Annotated in this window: 15 protein-coding genes; 10 read left to right on the top strand and 5 right to left on the bottom strand. The window is 65.1% G+C overall.

Annotation, left to right across the window (positions count from 1 at the left end):
- Positions 1–55: 55 nt before the first annotated feature.
- The 7 genes from BM436_RS19730 to BM436_RS19700 all read left to right on the top strand — a co-directional run bounded on the left by BM436_RS19730 (position 56) and on the right by BM436_RS19700 (position 8269).
- Positions 56–1162, top strand: coding sequence for a C45 family autoproteolytic acyltransferase/hydrolase (locus tag BM436_RS19730; RefSeq protein ID WP_093557246.1), 1107 nt, complete (start codon positions 56–58; stop codon positions 1160–1162).
- 53 nt (positions 1163–1215) lie between these two features.
- Positions 1216–2763, top strand: a complete 1548-nt coding sequence (locus BM436_RS19725) for an ABC transporter substrate-binding protein (protein ID WP_093557245.1) — start codon at positions 1216–1218, stop codon at positions 2761–2763.
- Between the two features lie 8 nt (positions 2764–2771).
- A complete protein-coding gene (locus BM436_RS19720) occupies positions 2772–3713 on the top strand; it encodes an ABC transporter permease (RefSeq protein ID WP_093557244.1) in 942 nt (313 codons plus the stop codon).
- A 13-nt stretch (positions 3714–3726) separates the two neighbouring features.
- Positions 3727–4545 carry an ABC transporter permease gene (locus tag BM436_RS19715; protein WP_371859655.1) on the top strand — a complete coding sequence of 273 codons (819 nt, stop codon included), beginning with the start codon at positions 3727–3729 and terminating at the stop codon, positions 4543–4545.
- Positions 4545–6317: a dipeptide ABC transporter ATP-binding protein gene (locus BM436_RS19710; protein ID WP_093557242.1), complete on the top strand. Its 1773-nt coding sequence runs from the start codon at positions 4545–4547 to the stop codon at positions 6315–6317. The genes BM436_RS19715 and BM436_RS19710 overlap by 1 nt, the downstream gene beginning before the upstream one ends.
- A gap of 83 nt (positions 6318–6400) precedes the next feature.
- Entirely contained in the window at positions 6401–7459 is a 1059-nt protein-coding gene (gene astA, locus BM436_RS19705) for an arginine N-succinyltransferase (RefSeq protein ID WP_093557241.1), read from the top strand.
- Between the two features lie 21 nt (positions 7460–7480).
- Positions 7481–8269, top strand: coding sequence for a hypothetical protein (locus BM436_RS19700; protein ID WP_143133235.1), 789 nt, complete (start codon positions 7481–7483; stop codon positions 8267–8269).
- Between the two features lie 69 nt (positions 8270–8338).
- On the opposite strand, the gene BM436_RS19695 is transcribed toward BM436_RS19700, so the two are convergent.
- Positions 8339–8608, bottom strand: coding sequence for a CopG family ribbon-helix-helix protein (locus tag BM436_RS19695; RefSeq protein ID WP_093557239.1), 270 nt, complete (start codon positions 8606–8608; stop codon positions 8339–8341).
- Positions 8609–8802: 194 nt separating this feature from the next.
- Here BM436_RS19695 and BM436_RS19690 point away from each other — a divergent pair, with 194 nt between their 5' ends.
- The gene (locus BM436_RS19690; RefSeq protein WP_093557238.1) at positions 8803–10323 is read left to right on the top strand and encodes an alpha/beta hydrolase-fold protein; all 1521 of its coding nucleotides are present in this window, start codon (positions 8803–8805) and stop codon (positions 10321–10323) included.
- 57 nt (positions 10324–10380) lie between these two features.
- On the opposite strand, the gene BM436_RS19685 is transcribed toward BM436_RS19690, so the two are convergent.
- Positions 10381–11481, bottom strand: coding sequence for an ABC transporter substrate-binding protein (locus tag BM436_RS19685; RefSeq protein ID WP_093557237.1), 1101 nt, complete (start codon positions 11479–11481; stop codon positions 10381–10383).
- Positions 11482–11500: 19 nt separating this feature from the next.
- The gene (locus tag BM436_RS19680) at positions 11501–12241 is read right to left on the bottom strand and encodes a transporter substrate-binding domain-containing protein (RefSeq protein WP_093557236.1); all 741 of its coding nucleotides are present in this window, start codon (positions 12239–12241) and stop codon (positions 11501–11503) included.
- 75 nt (positions 12242–12316) lie between these two features.
- Here BM436_RS19680 and acnA point away from each other — a divergent pair, with 75 nt between their 5' ends.
- A complete protein-coding gene (acnA, locus tag BM436_RS19675; RefSeq protein ID WP_093557235.1) occupies positions 12317–15061 on the top strand; it encodes an aconitate hydratase AcnA in 2745 nt (914 codons plus the stop codon).
- Here acnA and BM436_RS19670 read toward each other — a convergent pair.
- Together BM436_RS19670 and BM436_RS19665 are read right to left on the bottom strand one after the other, a co-directional pair.
- Positions 15015–16373 (bottom strand): MFS transporter, encoded by a 1359-nt coding sequence (locus BM436_RS19670; protein ID WP_093557234.1) that lies wholly within the window; start codon positions 16371–16373, stop codon positions 15015–15017. The two genes, acnA and BM436_RS19670, sit on opposite strands and share 47 nt — an antisense overlap.
- Positions 16374–16457: 84 nt before the next feature.
- A complete protein-coding gene (locus tag BM436_RS19665; protein WP_093557233.1) occupies positions 16458–17486 on the bottom strand; it encodes a LacI family DNA-binding transcriptional regulator in 1029 nt (342 codons plus the stop codon).
- Positions 17487–17833: 347 nt separating this feature from the next.
- Between BM436_RS19665 and BM436_RS19660 the strand changes: the two genes are divergently transcribed.
- Positions 17834–20677 carry a TonB-dependent receptor gene (locus BM436_RS19660; protein ID WP_093557232.1) on the top strand — a complete coding sequence of 948 codons (2844 nt, stop codon included), beginning with the start codon at positions 17834–17836 and terminating at the stop codon, positions 20675–20677.
- Positions 20678–20751 lie beyond the last annotated feature (74 nt).

Below are 20751 nucleotides of genomic sequence, written 5' to 3'. Positions count from 1 at the left end.
TGCATTTAATCTTAGTTTAATACAAAATACTTCCATCAACTACAAGGAGCTAACAATGTCGAAGGAAGAGGGTTTCCCCCTGGTGGAAGTATCGGGTACGCCATTTGAACGCGGTCTGCAGCATGGCCGCGCGGTGCCGGAGCGCGTGAAGGGCAGTGTCGCCCTGTACCGCGACCAGCTGGCCAGGCGCGGTGTGGATGTGGCGACCACCAATCTGCTGGCCTGGGATGTGGTGCCGAAGATACGGGCATTCGATGAGACGTACTTCGAGGAGATGCGCGGCATGGCCGAAGGCGCCGGCGTCAGTATCGAAGACATCATCCTGGTCAACTGCCGCACCGAAATGATGTACGGCCACGCCGCCCTGGGCGCCGCCCGCGAGGCGCTGGACGACGGCTGCACCGGCCTGGTGGTGCTGCCCGGCGCGGCGCGCGCCGGCCGCCTGATGCACGCCCACAACTGGGACTGGCGCGAGGCCTGCGCCGACACCGGCATCGTGCTGAAGGTGAAGAAAAACGGCGACGGTCCGGACATGCTGATGTTCACCGAGGCCGGCACGCTGGGCCGCCACGGTTTCAACTCGGACGGCCTGTCGCTGTCGGGCAATTTCCTGACCTGCGACCGCGACTACCAGGGCGCCGCCGACGTGCCGCTTGGTCTGCTGCGCCGCAAGATGCTGGAATGCCGCAATATGACGGCAGCCATGCGCATGCTGTTCGCCACGCGCCGTTTCTGCTCCAACAACCTGATGCTGGCCCACGCCGGCGGCGAGGCGGTGGACCTGGAATGCGCGCCGGACGAGATCTTCTGGCTGACGCCGGAGGACGACATCCTGGTGCACGCCAACCACTGGGTCAGCGCCCCGGCGCGCGCCAAGCTGGTGGACCTGGGCCTGCAGAACACGCCGGACTCCATCTACCGCCAGCGCCGCGTCACCGCCGCGCTGATGGCCAAGCGCAGCGACATCGGCTGGGACGTGGTCAAGGCCGCGCTGGCCGACGAATTCGGCAAGCCCGAGGGCGTGCTGACCTACCCGGCGCCGGCCAGCCACGACAGCGTCTACTGCACGGTGGCGACCACGCTGATGGATCCGGGCGCCGGCGTCATGTGGGTGGCGCGCAAGCCTTACGAGTCGCGTGAATTCGTGGAATACCGTCTGTAACAGGCTGCTACTATATTTTGGCGGGCGGGGTGCCCGCCAGCGTGGAGATACCGATGATCAAACTAACTCCGGTGTGCGTGGCGATGGGCATGTTGGCCACGCTGGCCATGCCTCCCGGCGTCGCCGCCGAGCTGCCCGAAATCCGCGTCGCCGAGGCTTTCGATACGCCCTCGTCCATGCCCGGCCACCGCTCGCGCAACACCACCACCGATTCGATCACGATCCACGTGGCTGAATCGCTGGTGGCGCTGCGCAACGACCTGAGCGTGGCCCCGATGCTGGCCGACAGCTGGAAAGTCTCGGACGACGGCAAAACCTACCAGTTCAAGCTGCGCGGCGGCGTCACCTTCCACAACGGCGCGCCGATGACGTCGGCCGAGGTGGTGTGGAGCCTGAACCGCATGCTCGACCCCAAGGGCGAATCCTATTGCCGCAACCAGTACGACGGCAGCAAGGGCGCCAAGGTGGCCAGCGTGAAGGCCACCGCGCCGGACGCGGTGACCATCACGCTGGCCCAGCCCAACGCGCTGTTCCTGCAACAGCTGGGCAACGTGCAGTGCCCGATGGCGGTGCTGCACCCCAGCAGCGTGGACGCCCAGGGCAAGTGGGTCAAGCCGGTGGGCACCGGGCCGTATTCCTTCGGCGAGTGGCGCAAGGGGCAGTACATCCAGTTGCGCGTCTACCCCGGCTACGCGCCGCGCGCCGAGGCGCCGTCCGGCATGGCCGGCGCCAAGAAGCCGATGGCCCACATCCGCATGGTGGTGATTCCGGACACCTCGGCGCAGAAGGCGGCCTTCATGTCCGGCCAGGTCGACCTGATCGTGGCGGACGGCGAGAATCCGCCGCCCAAGGGCCCGGGCTGGAACGTGGTGGTGGAGCAGGACATGGACGCCAACGCGCTGCTGATGCAGTCCAAGGACCCGCTGCTGTCCAAGCCCGAGTTCCGGCGCGCCGTGGCCCTGTCGCTGGACATGCCGGCCCTGGTCAAGACGCTCACCAACGGCAACACGGTCTACAACCCGTCGCTGGTGCCGGTGGGGACGCTGAACTATACGCCCGCGCACGCGGCCGGCTACGCCAAGAACCTGGAGCAGGCGGCCAAGCTGCTGGCGGCCTCCGGCTACAAGGGCGAGACCATCAAGATCCAGACCACCAAGCGCTATCCGGACATGTACCGGCTGGCCGTGGTGGCACAGAACATGCTGGGCAAGACCGGCATCAAGACCGAGGTCGAGGTGTTGGAGTGGGCCACGCAGGTGACCAACTTCCGCGAGGGGCGCTTCCAGATGATGGCCTTCACCTACTCGTCGCGCATGGACCCGGCCATCATGTACGGCGACGTCCTGGGCGACAAGGCGGTCACGCCGATGAGCCAGTGGACCAATCCCGAGGCCAGCCGCGTGCTGGCCGGGCTCAAGGCCGAGGGCGACCCGGCCAAGCGCAAGGCCGCGTTCGAGGACCTGCACAAGCGCATGATCGCCGATGTCCCGATGCTGCATATCTATAACTCGCCGGTCCTGATCGGCGTCAGCAAGAAGCTCAAGGGATTCGAGCCGTGGCCGTATCGCCGTCCGCGCTTCTTCAACGTCAGCAAACAATAGGTTTCCCCATGTTGTCTTACGCATTAAAACGCATAGTGATGGCGCTGCCCACGGCGCTGATCGTCTCGCTGCTGGTGTTCGTGATGATCCGCCTGATCCCGGGCGACCCGGTCACGCTGATGCTGCACGACGCCACCGACCCCGCGCTGGTGCAGGAAATGCGCGCCTCGCTGGGCCTGGACCAGTCCATGCCGCGCCAGTTCCTGAGCTGGTCCGGCAAGGTGCTGCGGGGCGACCTGGGCAACTCGGTCAAGACCGGCGAGCCGGTGCTGGAACTGATCGTCCAGCACTTCCCCGTCACCGCGCAGATCGTGCTGGCGGCCACACTGCTGTCCTGCCTGATCGCCATCCCGGCCGGCATGGTCGCGGCCTGGCGCCAGAACCGCTGGCCGGACCTGAGCATCGTGGCGGGCGCCATCGTGCTGGTGTCGATTCCCAGCTTCTGGGTCGGCATCATGCTGATCTGGCTGTTCGGCGTGAAGCTCAACTGGTTGCCGACCTTCGGCTTCGAGTCGGTCGCCACCGGCGGCTGGGCGGCGCTGCAGTACATGGTGCTGCCGGTGATCGCCATCACGCTGACCGAGATCGCCGCGCTGTCGCGCATGATGCGGGCCAGCACCATCGACGTGCTGCGCCTGGAATACATCGCCCACGCCCGCGCCAAGGGCCTGCCGGAAAACCGCGTCATGCTGCGCCACGCCTTCCCCAACGCCTTCGGCCCCACGCTGACGGTGATCGGCCTGGTGCTGGGCCACCTGCTGTCCGGCGCGGCGGTGACCGAGACCGTGTTCACCCTGCCGGGCATCGGGCGCCTGCTGGTGGAAAGCATCTACGCCCGCGATTATCCGGTGGTGCAGGGCTGTTTGCTGTTCGTGGCGCTGCTGTACGTGTTCGTCAACCTGGTCATCGACTTGCTGTATCCGCTGTTCGATCCACGCATCAAGCTGTGAGGCACCAATGAAAATGTCATTCAAACGTATCAACCTGGTGGTGGGCGTGCTGTTCGTCGGCGTGGTGGTGCTGCTGGCGCTGGCCGGCTGCGTCTACACGCCCTACGATCCGGTCGACGGCGACCTGATGGCCAAGTACGGCCCGCCGTCGGCCGAGCACTGGCTGGGCACCGACGAATTCGGGCGCGACGTCCTGTCGCGCATCATGGCCGGGGCGGGCGTCAGCGTCGCCGTCAGCCTGGGCACCGTGCTGTTCGCCACCATCTCAGGCACCGCCATCGGCGTGCTGACCGGCTACCTGGGCGGCTGGACCGACCGCGTCGTGATGATCTTCCTGGAGTCGCTGATGGCCTTCCCTGGCCTGCTGCTGGCGCTGGGCATCATGGCCATCATCGGCCCGTCCAAGCTGGGCGTGGTGATGGCGCTGGGCCTGGCCTACACGCCTTCTGTTGCCCGCATCGCCCGCGCCACGGTGTTCTCGCTGCGCCAGCGCGACTTCGTGATCGCCTCGCAGGCCATGGGCAACAGCGGCCTGTGGACCGTGACGCGCCACATCCTGCCGAACTGCATCGCGCCGCTGATCATCTTCTCCACCTCGCTGTTCGGTTCCGCGCTGCTGTCCGAGAGCGCGCTGAGTTTCCTGGGGCTGGGCGTGCCGCCGCCGGCGCCGACCTGGGGCGGCATGCTGTCCGACGGCCGCAACTCGATGGAGCAGGCGGTGTGGCTGTCCATCTTCCCCGGCGCGATGATCTCGTTCGCCCTGCTGGGTATCAATATGCTGGGCGACGCCGTGCGCGACCTGCTCGACCCACGCATGAAGGGAGCGCACTGATGAATCAGCCTTTGTTGAGTGTGCGCGATTTGACCATCGCCTTCCCGTGCCCGGAGCAGGGTAGCCGCGCGGTGGTCAAGCGGGTTGGCTTCGACCTCGCGCAGGGCCAGTCGCTGGCCATCGTCGGCGAGTCCGGCAGCGGCAAAACCATGATAGGCAAGGCCCTGCTTGGCCTGCTGCCCGACGCTGCCACGGTGTCCGGCGGCAGCGCGGTCTTCAACGGCCGCGACCTGTTCCGCAACACGCCGGCGGACTGGCGCGCGCTGCGCGGCACCGAGATCGGCATGGTGTTCCAGGAACCGATGGTGTCGCTGAACCCCGCCTTCCGCATCGGCGACCAGCTGACCGAGGGCCTGGTGTGCCGGCGCGGCATCGGCCGCGCCGAGGCCCGCGCCTTGGCGCTGGCCATGCTGGAACGGGTGCTGGTGCGCAATCCCAAGGACTGCATGCAACGCTACCCGCACGAGTTCTCGGGCGGCATGCGCCAACGCATCATGCTGGCCGCCGTCATGTTGCTCAAGCCCAAGCTGCTGATCGCCGACGAGCCCACCACGGCGCTGGACTGCGTGGTGCAGAAGGAAGTGCTGGACCTGATGCTGGAGCTGACGGTGCAGGAGGGCACGGCCCTGATCTTCGTGAGCCACAACCTGTCGCTGGTGGCCGAGTACACCGAGCGCGTGCTGGTGATGTGCCGCGGCGACGCGGTCGAGACCGGACCGGTGAAGCAGGTGCTGTCGCGTCCCGCGCACGACTACACCTTGAAGCTGCTGGACGCGCTGCCCAAGCGCGACCCGGACGCCGTGCCGCCGCCGCCCAAGCCGCCCATCCTCGAGGTGCGCGGCCTGACGGTGGACTACGAGGCGCGCGAGGGCTGGTTCGGCAAGCGCCAGGTACGCGCCGTGCATCCGGCCTCGTTCTCGGTGTCGCCCGGCGAGACGCTGGCCATTGTCGGCGAATCGGGCAGCGGCAAGACCACGCTGACCAAGGCCATCCTCGGCCTGCTGAAACCATCGGGCGGCGCCATCCTGTTTGAAGGGAAGGACCTGCTCACCGCCGGCAAGGAAGAGCTGCGCAGCGCGCGGCGCCGCATCCAGATGGTGTTCCAGGACCCGTACTCCTCGCTCGATCCGCGCATGGAGGTGGGCGCGCTGGTGGCAGAAGGCCTGCGGCTGGACGATAGCCTCAACAGGTTCGAACGCGAGGCCCGGGTAGCCAAGGCGCTGGAGGACGTGCAGCTGGGCGGCGCCTACGCCAAGCGTTACATCCACGAACTCTCGGGCGGACAACGCCAGCGCGTGGCCATCGCCCGCGCGCTGGTGGTGCGGCCCGACATCATCATCGCCGACGAACCGGTTTCCGCGCTGGACGTGACGGTGCAAAAGCAGGTGCTCGACATCCTGGTGCAGCTGCAGGACACCTACGGCTTCGCGTGCCTGCTGATCTCGCACGACCTGGGCGTGGTCGAGCAGGTGTCCGACCGCGTGATCGTCATGCTGCGCGGGCACGTGGTGGAGGAGGGCACGCGCGACGAGGTGTTCGACGCGCCCTGCCACCCCTACACCCAGCGGCTGCTGCAGGCGGTGCCTGAACTGTACGGCAACCGCGAGGAGGGCTTCCGCGTCGAGACGCGCAAGCTGCCGCCGGCGCGCGGCGACCTGCGCTACTTCCAGCCGGAAGTCGACGGCAACCAGGCGCGCAAGCTGGTGCCCTTGAGGCCAGCAGGGACCGGCGCCGCGCCGCACCGCGCGGCGGTGGTGGACCAGGCGGCCTAGCTTTCCTGTTTCGAATCGCAACAACCCGCGGTGCCACCGGCATCGCGGGCGGGATACCCACATCCAAAAATTTTGAGAACATCATGCTAATCGTACGACCCGCCGCGCCGACAGACCTCGACGCCGTCCTGGAACTCGCCCGCCAGATAGGCCCGGGCATGACCACCCTGAAAGCCGATCGCGGCGCGCTGGAACGGCGCCTGGAGATCGCCTCCGCATCCTTCGCCGGCACCGCCGCCCCGATCGAATGCGACTACCTGTTCGTGATGGAGGACTGCGCCACCGGCCGGGTGGGCGGCGTGTGCGCCATCAAGCGCTCCGTCGGCCTGGACGAACCGTTCTACAGCTACCGGCTCGGCACCATGATCCATTCCAGCGCCGAGGCCAACGTGTTCGCCCAGATGCAGGCGCTCTACCTCTCCTACGACATGACCGGCTGCGCCGAACTGTGCTCGCTCTACCTGCACCCGGATTACCGCCAGGGCCTGAATGGCAAGCTGCTGTCCAAGAGCCGCTTCCTCTTCATCGCGCAGTTCCCCGAGCTGTTCTCGGAACGCATATTCGCCGAGATGCGCGGCTACCAGGACATCGACGGCAGCTCGCCGTTCTGGGAGAGCCTGGGCCGCCATTTCTTCAAGATGGACTTCCAGGCCGCCGACGACATGTGCGGACGCGACAAGGCCTTCATCTCCCAGCTGATGCCGCGGCACCCGCTCTACACCGCCTTGCTGAGCGAAGAGGCGCGCGCCGCCATCGGCAAGACCCACGTGGACACGGTGCCCGCGCGCCGCCTGCTGGAGCAGGAAGGCCTGCGCTACGAGGGCTACCTGGACATCTTCGACGGCGGCCCGGTACTGCAGGCGAAGGTCGGCGACCTGCGCGCCAGCCGCGAGAGCATGCGCGTGGTGGCGGAGGCCGGAACGGCGCTCGCCGGCGTGGACGCGCTGGTGTCCACCACCAGCATGCGCGACTTCCGCGTGATCGCCGCGCGGGCGGCGCCGGAGGGCGGCAGGTTGGTGCTGCCGCCGGAACAACTGGACGCGCTGCGCTGCGCGCCGGGCGAGGAGGTCGTGACCATGCCCGTGCAGCCCGCGCGCGCCGCCGGGATCAGGAAGCAGGAAAACAGCGCGACATTTTCTTAAACAAAAACAGGAGACAGGAAAGTGAAATCTACGACACTTTGGCGCGGGCTGGCCTTCAGCACGGCGGCCATGCTGGCCGGCGTACAGCCCGGCGCGCAAGCCGCGCCGGCGGCCGACCCCACGGCGGCGGGCACCACGGCGCTGGTGATGGAGTACCACGCCTCGCCGGTCAACCGCCTGCCGCTGCGCCAATACATGCAGACCGAGGGCCTGCAGCAGCTGGAGAAGTGGAAGACCGAAGGCCTGCTGAGCGCCTACAAGGTGCTGTTCAGCCGCTGGAACGACAACCAGAACTGGGACATGATGACGCTGCTGAACTTCCCCAACGCGGCCTCCATGGCCAAGTGGAAGGAAGTGGAGGCCGTGATGCCGGCCGGGATGCCGCAAAAGACGCTGGCGCTGGTGAACAAGATCGACACCAATCCGGGCGATTTGTACCTGGAAGGCGGCACCAGCAAAGGCTCGGGCGTGTACGTGGTGATCCCTTACGACTACCTGGTCCCGACCGACAAGTACATGGCCTACCTGCGCGGCTACCTGGTGCCGCAGCTGGACGGCTGGTTGAAGGAGGGTGTGCTGAACCAGTACAACGTCTACCTGGGCCGCTACGTCGTGGGCCGCCACTGGTCGGCGCTGATGTTCTACGAGTACAACGGCGACGAGGGCCTCGGCCTGCGCGAGAAAACCCAGGCCAAGGTCCGCGCGGACCTGGTGCAGAACAACGCCAGCTGGGTGGAGTGGAGCAAGGACAAGGGCCAGTACCGCGTCAACCGCCAGTACATCATCGCGGATGAACTGAGGCTGAAGTAATCCAGCGGGGCGAGCAACTCATGCGGGCGCGCCCAGTCGGAACGCGCCTGCCGGTCCACTTCAGTTCCATCAGCGCGGCGCTGGTAGCGGCTTGTCTGTATTCAGGCTGTCAGCCCAGGCCGACACTGCCTGGTGATCGACGGCGCGGCCTGCGTCCGCGTCGGCAAGGGCTTCGCGGGTTAATTGTTCGCGGTGCTCTTCCTGATCGAGCCAAGCCGACAGTGCCTGCTTCACAATCCATCCGCGCGTACGCCCGAGCCGTTCGGCCATCCTCTCGACCCTCTCCGCCAGCGGAAGCGGTATCTGTGCGCTCAGCACTTTTGTCCTCCTATCTGCCATGTGAAACTCCTTTTATTGGGACAGCTGCAATCCGGGTTCAAGCAGCATGGTATATTTGCAAGATTCGTCATCGATGACCTCCCGCTCCGCCGCTCCTGCCGCAGGCTAACTATGCTTGGGGAAAACGATCGGCGAGCTGGGGTAGCGCTAACAGAGCTGGCGAACCGAGCAATCTTAAATTTGAGACGCCCCTAATGAAAAAAACCATCTCTCTCTTTCGTCGCGCGCTGTTCATTATTCCCCTCTTGGCATTTTTTACCAACGCGCTTGCCCAGAATCTGCCTGGCAAGCGTGATTCGCTGTACTCAGATATCTTAAAAGAGGAGCGAGTGATCCAGGTGCTCTTGCCTGAGAATTATAAGCCCGGATCTGAAGAAAAGTACGAGGTGTTATACCTCTTGGATGGCGACTCGAACTTGAAGTCCATTGCAGCGATCCAACAGTTTGCGCAGAGCGAGTCATACATGCCGCCCATTATCATTGTGGCCGTGTTTAACACCAACCGCGACCGTGACTTTTTGCCGACAAATGTTGCCGGGAATGCGGCGTCGGGTGGGGCGGACAAGTTCCTATCGTTCTTCAAGAGCGAACTTATACCCTATATCAACAAGTCGTATCCCACCAATGGTAGCAACATCTTGTTCGGCCATTCTTTCGGCGGCGTGTTTTCCATGTACGCGCTGCTTACCGAACCACAGCTCTTCAACTCGTACCTCGCGGTTGATCCGAGTTTTTGGTGGGACGGCAACTATATGAATAAACTTGCTGCCGATAAATTAAGTGTCTCGCTGCAGTCGGGCAAATCCCTTTTCATCACAGGGCGCGAAGGTGATGGCCTCAAGCAGATGGGAATTCCCATCATGGATTCCGTTCTGAAGAGTAAGGCCCCGAAAGACCTGAACTGGAAGATCGCAGCCTATCCGGATGAGACGCATGGCTCTGTACGCCTGAAAAGCGTTTACGACGGACTGAAGTTTTTCTACGACGGCTACAGCAACCGTGGCGTCGAATTCCATCCGATGAATGGCATTGTTCTGAAGGATAAGCCTTATACTGTCTACTTTTTTGGAGCACCCAAATCGGCACGTTATACAACGGATGGAAGCGAGCCCACAACGGCATCCAAAATATTGGAACCCGAAAATAGCTTGATGAACAGCGTAAAACTGTCCGCGAGAGCGCTTGGCCGTAACGACCGATATAATAAATCGACTGTCGGTGAGTTCAAAATTGGAAAGACACTTCCCGCGAATGAAAAGCCGAAGAACGCACAGTCGGGCGGCTTCCACTATTCATATTACGAAGGGGAGTGGGACACGCTCCCCGATTTTAGTAAGCTGAAGCCCATCCAGTCCGGTATTGCCAACAAGGATTTCGATATAAACAAACTTTCGCGCCAAGTCAACTTCGCTTGCGTGATCGAAGGCCATATTGAAATACAAAAGGATGGTTATTATATCTTCGTATTGGATTCGGACGATGGATCAAAATTGTTCCTGGATGACAAACTGCTGATCGCATATGATGGCCTTCATGGCGGCGGTAGCCCGAAAACCTATCTGGTTCCATTGGAAAAGGGCTTTTATCCTATTCGCATGGAACACTTCCAGAAGGGCGGAGGCGTTCTTCTCAAGCTGGAGTATGTCGTTCCCGGCGAGGAAAAACCACGACCGATTCCTGTTCCGTTTGAAGTCCAATATAGTAGCCTGAAGTAGATCGGCGACAGCACTGCGGTCAGTTGCTGTCGCCCCTACTAGTCGAGAGCTTGGTCGCTACTTCTTGCCCGTCGCCTCCTTCCAGCTCTTGATGAAGGCCAGCCGCTTGGACTGTTCCATGTGCGACAGGATGGAAGGATGGACTGGAATCGGCTTCAGCGCCGCGCCATGCTTGCGCGCCAGGTCCGCCGCAGTGCCGTCGCCGGTGACGTCGGGACGAATCGAGAACAGCTGCGCCTCGTTCGCGATCAGCGTCTGCCCGCGCTTGGACAGCATGTAGTCCAGCCACAGCCTGGCCGCGTTCGGATTGCGCGCGGTCTTGCTGATCGAGGCCACGCGCGACAGCACCAGCGAGTAATCGGTCATCACCACATAGCCCAGCGACGGGTCCTGCTTCGCGCGGGCGTGGGCGTAGGAGCCGAGGATGTTGTAGCCGATCAGCTGCTCGCCCGAGGAGATCCGCTCCATCATCGTGCCGTTCGACGACTGCACCCGCACGCCCGCCTTGCCGAAGGCGCGCGCCAAGTCCCAGAACTGCTTGTTCTGCGCCTGGTCGCTGGTGGTGAGCAGGTAGCCCACGCCGGATTTCTCCACGTCGTAGGTGGTCACCTTGTCGCGGTACTTGTCGGCCTTGGTGGTGAGGAGCGCGAGCAGCGCCGCGTGGGTGGCCGGCACGTCGCCGGCCGGCACCAGCCGCTTGTTGTACACCAGGACCGCGGGCTCGAATGTGGTCCCGTAGGCGGTGTCCTGATAGTTGGCCCAGGCCGGAATGGCGTCCGCCTCGGGCGACTTGTACGCCGCCGCGTATCCCTCGCTGACCAGCTTCATTTGCAGGTCCATGCTCGAGTTCCACAGCAGGTCCGCGCTGGCGCCGCCGGCCGCCATTTCGGACACGAATCGGCTGTACATCTCGGTGGAGTTCATGTCGTTGTATTCGACCTGGATGCCGGGGTAGAGCGCCTTGAAGTCCTTCACCAGCGATCCCGCCAGCTTGGTGTCGGTGGTGCTGTAGATCACCAGCTTGCCTTCCTTCTTCGCGGCCTCGATGGTCTTGGCGTAGGTGGCGGGATAGCCGGCCGGGATTAGCGCGGCGGCGTACGGCGCCGCCATCACGCAGGCCGACGCGACCAGCGCCGCCAGCAGTGTTCTCTTGTTCATTTGTGCTCCTCTTTTATGGTTATATTGCGGGCGGCGCCACCGCCGCGCCGTCGATGCCGTGCCTTGCCAGCGCGTCGGCCACAAAGCCCCCGGATTTCAGTTCCTCGACAAAGCCGCACAGCAATCGCCACGCGCCGTCGCTGCAGCGCAGGGGCAGGCCCATGGCCTGATTGATCGTCATGAAGCGGCCGTCCAGCATGCGCAGGCCGCCAAACCGTTCGGCGTCGTACTCGAGCTGCTGGCGCACGCCCGCCGCAACATCCAGCTCGTGGTGCAGGAAGGTGTCGACCACCGACGGCGACGTCGCCGCGCGCACCAGTTGCGCGTGTTTGAGCGTGCGGCCCAGGTAAAGGTCGTAGGCGCTGCCGAGGCCCACGGCGACGCGGATGCCTTGCCGATCCACCTCCTCCTTGGCGCGCAGCGGCGATTCCTCGCGCACCAGATAGCTACCCTCGATCTGCACGTAGGGAGGGGTGAAGCGTATGCCCTCGCCGCGCTGCGGATCGATGGCGACGAAGCCGATGTTGACCGAGCCGGCAGCCAGCGCGGCGGCGGCGAGGCCGGCGGCGTTGAAGACGACCATTTCCAGTTCCACGTCCAGGCGTCTGGCCAGCTCGCGCGCCAGGTCCACCGAGACTCCAGAGGGTTGCGCCTGGCCGGGCGGCTGGCTGGCCAGGATGGGGTTGCCGAGATTGATGGCCGCGCGCAGCCTGCCGTTGGTGAGGAATTCGGCGGCGACAAAACCGCTGATGTTGTCCATGATGTCTCCGTAGATGCGAATTTGTGCAATTCATTATTGCACTTAATCGATGTTAAATGCAATAATGATCGCACCATGAAGACAAATAATCTCTCCTATTCCCCGGGCGCCATGATCGTCAATGGCACTATTTACAAGGTTGTCGACCTGCCAGCGCTGTTCGGCGAGCGGCTGGATCGTTTGCCCTATGTGCTGCGTATACTGCTGGAAAATACAATCAGAAACGCCAATGGCGAGGAGCGCGACGCGGCCGTGGCGGCGCTGTTCGGCTGGCTGGAGCAGGGCAGCAGCGAGGCGGAAATCGCCTTCCAGCCGGGCAGGGTGCTGATGCACGACACCACGGCCACGCCCGCGCTGGTGGACATCGCCGCCATGCGCGACGCGCTGGCCGAGGCGGGCGCGGATCCCTCGCGCCTCAATCCCATGCTGCCGGTGGACGTGTCGGTCGACCATTCGCTGGCCGTGGAGGCCTTCGCTGCGCGGGGCGCGGCGGAGGTGAACCTGGGCTTCGAGATGCGGCGCAACGAGGAACGCTACCGCTTCCTGCGCTGGGCGTCGAAGGCGCTGGACGGTGTGCGCATCCATCCACCGGGCACGGGCATCATGCATACGATTAACCTGGAGCAGCTGGCCACCGTGGTGGCCACGCAGCCCGGCGGCGCAGGCCACGGCGCCACCCCGTGGGCCATGCCGGATACGCTGATCGGCACGGATAGCCACACGCCCATGGTCAACGGCATCGGTGTGCTGGGCTGGGGTGTGGGCGGGCTGGAGGCGCAGACCGTGATGTTCGGCATGCCCGTCATGCTGCGCATACCCGACGTGGTGGGCGTGCGCCTGCTGGGCAGGCTGCGCGCGCCGGCCATGTCCACCGACCTGGCGCTGACGGTCACGCAGCGTTTGCGCGAGCTGGATGTGACGGGCGATTTCGTCGAATTCTTCGGCCCCGGTGTGGCGGGGCTGACGGCGGGCGACCGCGCGGTGGTGGCGAACATGGCGCCGGAGTACGGGGCCACTTGCGGTTACTTCGCGATCGACGCGCAGACGCTGGCCTACCTGGGCGCGACGGGGCGCAGCCAAGCGCAGATCGCCTTGGTGCGGACCTACGCGCAGCGCACCGGCCTGTGGGGCGAGCCGGCGCACGAGGCGCGCTACACCAAGGTGGTGGAGATCGACCTGGACGAGATCGGCCTGCAAGTGGCGGGACCGGCGCGGCCGCAGGACCGGATGCGCTATTCGCAGGTGCCGGCGGCGCTGGCGGAACTGAAGTTCAAGCCGGCGGCCCCTCAACCGGCAGCGGCATCGGGGACAGACCCGCGGTCAGCGCATCGGGAGCTTGCCGATGCGTGCGGCGCGGGAGGTCTGTCCCCTGGTTTGGCCGGCGATTTGCCGCTGCACCCGGTCGCCATCGCCGCGATCACCAGCTGCACCAACACCTCCGATCCGCGCCTGCTGGTGGCGGCCGGGCTGGTGGCGCGCAAGGCGCGGGCGCTGGGCATGGCGCCCGCGCCCTGGACCAAGACCTCGCTGGCACCCGGTTCCCCGGCCGCCAGCTCCTACCTCGAGCGCGCCGGCCTGCTGGACGATCTGGAGGCGCTGGGCTTCGGCATCGTCGGCTACGGCTGCACCACCTGCATCGGCAATTCCGGCCCGCTGACCGCACCCATGCGCGCCATGCTGGACGAGGGCAGCGGCAGGCCGGTGGCCATGCTGTCCGGGAACCGCAACTTCCCCGGCCGCGTGCATCCGGACCTGGACCTGGGCTTCATCATGTCGCCACCGCTGGTGGTGGCCTATGCGCTGGCCGGCGACGCCATGCGCGACCTGTGCCACGAGCCGGTGGGTATGACGGCCGGCGGCAAGCCCGTCTACCTCGGCGAGCTTTGGCCGGACAGCGAGGAAATCGAGCATCATCTGCGCCTGGCGGGCGACTCCGCCGACTTCCGGCGCGATTTCGAGCGGGCGACGCTGAACCCGGCGTGGCACGCGCTGGAGTCCCCCGTGTCCGCGCTGTTCCCTTGGGACCCCGCTTCGAACTACCTGCAGCGCCCCCCGTTCGCCGCCGCCACCGAAGGCACGCTGCTGGGTCGCTACGCCGCCTATCCGCTGCTGGTGCTGGGCGACGACGTGACCACCGACCACATTTCGCCGGCCAGCGCCATCCCGCCCGGCAGCCTGGTGGCCGACTATCTCGTGGAGCGCGGCGAGGAGCGCGGCAACCTGAACGTGTTCGCCTCGCGGCGCGGCAACTGGCAGGTGATGCTGCGCGCCGCCTTCCACAACCGCACGCTGGTGAACCATCTGTATGCGGGACTGCCGCTGGCCCACACGCTGCACGTGCCGTCCGGCGACGTGCTGCCGATCTGGCAGGCGGCGCAGCGCTACCGCGACGATGGCGACGCGGTGGTGCTGGTGGCGGGTGAGCGCTACGGCACCGGTTCCTCGCGCGACTGGGCGGCCAAGGGCCTGCGCCTGCTGGGCGTGCGCGCGGTGCTGGCGGTGAGCTTCGAGCGCATCCACCGCTCCAACCTGATCGGCATGGGCATATTGCCGCTGCTGGTGCCGCCCGGCGCGCTGTCCGGCGACAAGGCCCTGCAAGCCCTGGACAGGATCGTGGTGGAGGCGCCCGCGGGTTCGCTGCGTCCGCGCCAGGCGGTGCGGGTGGAGGTGTGGCGCGCGGATGGCGCGGTGGAAACGGTGGGCGCCGTGGCGGCGGTGGAAACGCTGCTGGAGACGCGGTTGCTGGCGGATGGCGGCGTGATGCCGTCCATCCTCAAGCGGACGTTGACGGAAGGGCGCGCCGCGGGCCAGCCGGCGTGAGGGCCAGCGCCGCCTGCACCCGCAGCAGGCAGGCCACGCCCAGCAGCGACAGGATGGCGGCGCTCAGCAGCGTGAGGCTGTAGTCGTGGCCCGACCAGTCCAACACCGGTCCCTGCAGGACGCCGATGGCGATGGTGGCCAGCGAGACCATCACGTCCTTGGCTGAATTGAACTGCAGGAAGCGCATCTTGGGGAACAGCGCCATGGGCATCGAGGCCGCCGCCGTGAAGTAGGCGCCGGAGATGATCACATGCGCGACGTACAGCACCGAGAAACTGTGCGCGTCGCGCACGCCCAGGTAGCCGCACACGGACACCACGCAGTGCAGCGCGAGCATGGCCAGCGACACCCGCACCGCGCTGTAGCGGTCCACCAGCCAGCCGATGCCGAAAGCCAGCACGATGGAGATGCCGTAGGCGACCGCCGACATGTACCCGAGGCTGGCCTTGGAAATGCCGACGCTGTTGGCGTAGTACTGGTAGAAGGTGTTGAAGGGGCTGAAGGTGACGCTGGCCAGCATCATCGCGGCGAACACCCACAGGTAGCGCGGGTTGGAAAAGCACTCCCGCATGAACTCGCGCCCCATGGCCGCCAAGCCGCCCGCGCCACCGCCGTTTTCCTCGGGCGGCGGGGGATAGTCGCCTTCCTTCACCATCACGCACATCAGCATGCAGCCCAGGCCGAACAGGATGCCGATGCCGGCGAAGACCTCGGACAGGTACTGGTCCGTCAAAGGGAACATCCAGTAATTGAACACGATGCCCGCGCTCAGGCTGACGACGCGGAAGCCGCCGTAGAAGCGGCCCAATATGGGGAAGGGGATGACGTCGTTCACCAGCCCCGCGTACAGCGCCAGCGTGGTGATGACGATGCATTCGAATATGGCCCAGAACACGCAGAAGTAACCCAGCACGCAGGCGTCCAGCCCCGGCGACCAGGCGCCCAGCCAGCGGTCCGTGGCCGCGCCCAGCGTGGGGCAGAACGCCAGCCCTATCATCGCCGCCGCGCCGACGGGTGTGGCCGCCATCAGGAAGGGCAGCCTGCGCCCCCAGCGGCTGCGATACCGGTCCGAGCGATAGCTGATGATGGGACCCAGGCATAGCCCGAGGATGGACGGGAAGGCCGACACCAGCAGGGACACCGTGGTGTCGGAGGCGTGATGGCGCCGCAGCAGTTCCAGCACGCTGGGCAGCGCCGAGCGTTCCCGCATGGCGATGGCGAACTCGCCCAGCAGCAGCCAGAAGATGACGATGGCCAGCCCCGCCGCGGTGTAGCGCAGCGTGCCGGCCTGGCGGTGGGCGGAGATGTTCATGGCGCTAGCCGGCTGCGTCACCGTCGCTGTTGCCGTCGCCCCCGTGTGGACGGGAGCCCAAGTGTGGGCCGCCGGGTATCATGCCTAGCTCTCCGCGGGAACGCGCCTCACGGGCCCGGTGGACCCACGAACAATCAACTCCGACGTGAACTCCACGCGGTCCGCCCCCACTTCCTTGCCCCGTATGAGATCGACCAGCTCCACCACCGCGCGCACGCCCATCTCCACGAAGGGCTGGTGCAGGGTGGTGAGGGTGGGGTAGACGTAGCGCGCGGCGGGGATGTCGTCGTAGCCGACAAGCGAGACATCCTCCGGCACGCTCAGCCCGCGCGTGCGGATCGCGTCCATCGCCCCGAATGCCATTTCATCGTTGGCCGCGAAGATGGCGGTGGGCGGCTGGGGCAGCGACAGCAGGCTCTCGGCGGCGTTGAAGCCGCTGATCTGGTTGAAGTCGCCCTCGATGATCAGCGCCGGATCGATCTCCACGCCGGCCGCGCACAAGGCGTCCACGTAACCCTTCTGGCGTTCCGCGCTTTGGCCGGTGAACGGCGTGCCGGCGATGAAGCCGATGCGGCGGTGTCCCAGGGACAGCAGGTGGTCCACCGCCTTGCGCGCGCCGTTGCGGTTGTCGCTGACCACCACCGGCAGGTTCATCTTGCGGGCCGAGAAGTTCACCAGCACGCAGGGGAAGCGGTCCTTTTCCAGCACGTCCAGATAATGGTCGAAGGTGTTCGGCAGCACCAGCAGGAGGCCGTCGCACAGCTTGCGCAGCATTTCGCTGGTGGCGGCGCGGCCCGGCTCATTGAAGCTTTGCGCGTGGAACACCACCAGGTCGAAACCCAGCCGCCGCGCCTCTTTGCTGATGGCGCTGATCAGTTCATGCATCACCACCGAACCGAAGTTGTTGATGAAAACGCCGATCAGGTTTCCGCTGTCGCCGCGCATGCGCTTGGCCAGCATGTCCGGGGTGTAGTTGAGCAGTTGGGCCGCTTCCATCACCCGCAGGCGGGTCGCCTCCGACACGTAGCCTAATCCGCGAATCGCGCGCGAGGCGGTGATCACCGAAACGCCGGCCGCCTTGGCCACTTCGGTCAACGTACTTCCCTTGCGCATCCTGTCTCCCAACCCTGATTTTTCTTCTGAGCCGAAATCATAACGTCTATCTCCCGGTGGCAAGGACGGATTTTTCAGGGGCAATCATGATGTGGTGCTATGACAACGCTAACATATTGCTTAAAATGAAATAAAATCCTGTTTTTAGCCAGTCAAGGGCTAAGGTGAATTTGCTCATAAAGTTGATTATTTTCTTTTAAATCATATGGTTGTGGTAATCAATGCCAGTAGCTATAACCATTTGCGCGTCTGTTATACGATTTTAGTATGGTAACGTTGAAACAAAAATTGATAGGCTGGTAAACGTAAGCTAAGCGTCAACTATCAAAACTACAAAGGAGAGACAAATGAGGAAGAAGATTCTGGCCACGCTGGTACCGCTGGCCTTATCGGCCGCGTACGGGAACGCGCTGGCGCAAAGCGAGGCCGTGGCGAGCGAGGCCCCCGCGAGCGAGGCGCCCGTCAACACCGTCGTGGTGACCGGCTTCCGTTCCAGCCTGCAGAAGGCGCTGAACCTGAAGCAGCAGGCCATCGGCGTGCGCGACTCCATCGTCGCGGAGGACATCGGCAAATTCCCCGAGGCGAACGTGGCCGAATCGCTGCAGCGCGTGCCGGGCGTGATCCTCAACCGCGACGAGAGCTCCGGCGAGGGCCAGCGCATCTCCATCCGCGGCCTGCCCACCGAATACTCGGTCACCACGCTGAACGGCGCGCCGGTCAACGCCACCTCCACCGGCACCATCGGCAGCGCGGCGCGCGGCTTCAACTACGACGTGTTCGCGTCCGAACTGTTCGGCCGCGTGGACTTCTACAAATCGCCGCTGGCCGAACTGAGCGAAGGCGGCATGGGCGGCGTGGTGGACCTGCAGACGCCGCGCCCCTTCGACAATCCCAAGCGCACCATCCGTTATTCGCTGGTCGAGTCCTACAACACCATGTCGAAGAAGGCCGACCCGATGGGCTTCGCGCTGTTCTCCAACACCTGGGGCGAGTGGGGCTTCCTGGCGGGCGTGTCGCATTCGTCCAGCGTGAACAACCGCTCCGGCTTCGAGGCCACGGGCGGCTACAACAGCTCCGCGCGCGGCAGCCAGAATCCGGTGAAGGGCAACTTCGCCGTCACGCTGGACTACGACCACCCGCGCGCCAACCTGGGCTCCAACACCCGCAGCGCGGTGGACAACGCGCTGCTGCCGCGCATCTACCGCTTCTACGGCTCGGCCAACGAGCGCACCCGTGACGGCATGGTGTCCTCGCTGCAGTACAAGAGCGGTGGCCTGAATCTGAGCCTGGACACCTTGTATTCGAAACTGACCAACACCCGCGACGAGATGTATTTCGGCCTGCTGGTCCGCAACAGCAAGACCACCAACCGCAACGCCCCGGCGGGCCAGACCGGCAACAACGGCTTCGTGCCGATCAACGTGCGCGTCGATCCCGAATCGAACCTGCTGACCGGCACCTTCGGCAACACCTCGTACAGCAGCGGCGTCACCTACAGCGAAGACGAAACCAAATTCGGCTACACGGCCCTGAACGGCCGCTGGACGGTGAACGACAAGCTGGCGCTGACCGCGCAACTGAGCTCCAACAGCAGCAAGGCCCTGAGCTACCAGGACACGCTGTCCGGCCAGATCTTCGGCGTCGACTCCACCATCGACTACGGCGACGACCACGTGTACCCGTCGATGTCCTCGCCCACCAGCTACACGGACCCGAACAACTTCCAGGGCTTCGGCATCGGCACCGGCTGGACCCGCGAGACCGACAAGGCCAAGCAGGGACGCGTGGTCGCCGACTGGGACTACAACCTGCCGGGCGACTGGACCGGCCACCTGAAGGCCGGCCTGGTGTACGTCGACACCACCAAGGGCATCAACAAGCGCAACGGCACCTCCGCCGCCACCGCCAAACTGAACTCGCTCGGCACCGCCGGCCTGCGCAGCGGCATGACGTCCAACCTGCCGATCGGGAACCTGGACATGGGCGCCGGCTGGCCCAAGGCCTGGGGCACCTTCACGCGCGACTACACCTACTCCACCTTCGACCCGCTGGCGTTGAACTCCGAAGCCACCTTCACGCCCGCGCAGAGCTTCACCGCCGGCGAAAAGGTCACCACCGGCTTCGTGCAGTCCGACTTCAAGGGCCAGGTGCTGGACCGCGAACTGCGCTTCAACGCCGGCGTGCGCTACTCGCGCACCGAGACGCTGATCGACAACTTCAAGCAGAAGGGCGCGGGGCTGGCCTACCAGCCCAACCAGGAGAAGGGCTCCTACAGCAATGTGCTGCCCGCCTTCAGCGCCGCGCTGGACCTGACGGACAACCTGATGTGGCGCGCCTCGTGGGGCAAGACCATCAGCCGCGCATCGCTGTCCATCATCGCCGCGCAGACCGTCATCCCCAACCAGTTCGATAACACTGCCACGGCCGGCAATCCGAACCTGCGCCCGCAGCAGTCCAAGAACCTGGACACCAGCCTGGAATGGTACTTCCAGCCTGGCAGCCTGGTGTCGGCCGCCGTGTTCCGCAAGGAGCTGACCGACGCCACGGTATCCAGCACCACCAACGTGACCTTCGGTTCGCTGGGCCTGCCGGACACCGCGCTGGGCGCCATCTTCCAGGACGCCTCCGGCCGCGTGGACCCGAACCTGCCGATGACGCTGCGCAGCTTCAGCAACGCCGGCAACCAGACGCTCAAAGGCTTCGAACTGGCCTACCAGCAGGCGTTCACCTTCCTGCCCGAGCCGTTCAAGGGCTTCGGCGCGCTGGCCAGCTACACGCACATCGACCCGTTCAACAGCTTCAAGTGGATCACCAACGCGGGCAAGGAAGTGGAAGTCAACTCCGTGCCCAAGTACGCCTACAGCACCACCGCGTACTACGAGCGTGGTCCACTGGCGATGCGCATGTCCTACAACTACAAGGGCCGCTCGCTGCATGGCGACAACCCGCGCAACCTGGGCGACGACATGATCCGCTGGCGCGCCGCGCGCGGCTACCTGGACGCCAACATCAGCTACAAGTTGAGCGAATCGCTGGAACTGCGCCTGGACGCGCTGAACCTGTCCAACACGCTGGCCTACGACTACTTCGAGGACGCCACCGGCCAGTACGGCAGCGGCAAGAAGACGCGCATGGACTACGCGAAGTATGATGGCCGCACCATCAAGATCGGCATTCGCGGCAAGCTGTAACGCCAGGTCTGCGTAGGGCGGGGCTTTAGGCCCGCCGGATGTGTGCCGGCCCGCACGCATCCGGCGGACTACGC

The organism is Pseudoduganella namucuonensis (assembly GCF_900116645.1).
Lineage (GTDB): Bacteria > Pseudomonadota > Gammaproteobacteria > Burkholderiales > Burkholderiaceae_D > Rugamonas > Rugamonas namucuonensis.
The sequence above is the reverse complement of the archived record's forward strand: the minus strand, read 5'-3'. Positions and strand labels throughout refer to the sequence as shown.

Coding starts and splice junctions, on each gene's coding strand:
- BM436_RS19670 (WP_093557234.1), bottom strand. CDS start 16,373: ATGAACATCTCCGCCCACCGCCAGGCCGGCACGCTGCGCTACACCGCG.
- BM436_RS19665 (WP_093557233.1), bottom strand. CDS start 17,486: ATGCGCAAGGGAAGTACGTTGACCGAAGTGGCCAAGGCGGCCGGCGTT.
- BM436_RS19680 (WP_093557236.1), bottom strand. CDS start 12,241: ATGGACAACATCAGCGGTTTTGTCGCCGCCGAATTCCTCACCAACGGC.
- BM436_RS19730 (WP_093557246.1), top strand. CDS start 56: ATGTCGAAGGAAGAGGGTTTCCCCCTGGTGGAAGTATCGGGTACGCCA.
- BM436_RS19710 (WP_093557242.1), top strand. CDS start 4,545: ATGAATCAGCCTTTGTTGAGTGTGCGCGATTTGACCATCGCCTTCCCG.
- BM436_RS19690 (WP_093557238.1), top strand. CDS start 8,803: ATGAAAAAAACCATCTCTCTCTTTCGTCGCGCGCTGTTCATTATTCCC.
- BM436_RS19660 (WP_093557232.1), top strand. CDS start 17,834: ATGAGGAAGAAGATTCTGGCCACGCTGGTACCGCTGGCCTTATCGGCC.
- astA (WP_093557241.1), top strand. CDS start 6,401: ATGCTAATCGTACGACCCGCCGCGCCGACAGACCTCGACGCCGTCCTG.
- BM436_RS19720 (WP_093557244.1), top strand. CDS start 2,772: ATGTTGTCTTACGCATTAAAACGCATAGTGATGGCGCTGCCCACGGCG.
- BM436_RS19725 (WP_093557245.1), top strand. CDS start 1,216: ATGATCAAACTAACTCCGGTGTGCGTGGCGATGGGCATGTTGGCCACG.
- BM436_RS19685 (WP_093557237.1), bottom strand. CDS start 11,481: ATGAACAAGAGAACACTGCTGGCGGCGCTGGTCGCGTCGGCCTGCGTG.
- BM436_RS19715 (WP_371859655.1), top strand. CDS start 3,727: ATGTCATTCAAACGTATCAACCTGGTGGTGGGCGTGCTGTTCGTCGGC.
- acnA (WP_093557235.1), top strand. CDS start 12,317: ATGAAGACAAATAATCTCTCCTATTCCCCGGGCGCCATGATCGTCAAT.
- BM436_RS19695 (WP_093557239.1), bottom strand. CDS start 8,608: ATGGCAGATAGGAGGACAAAAGTGCTGAGCGCACAGATACCGCTTCCG.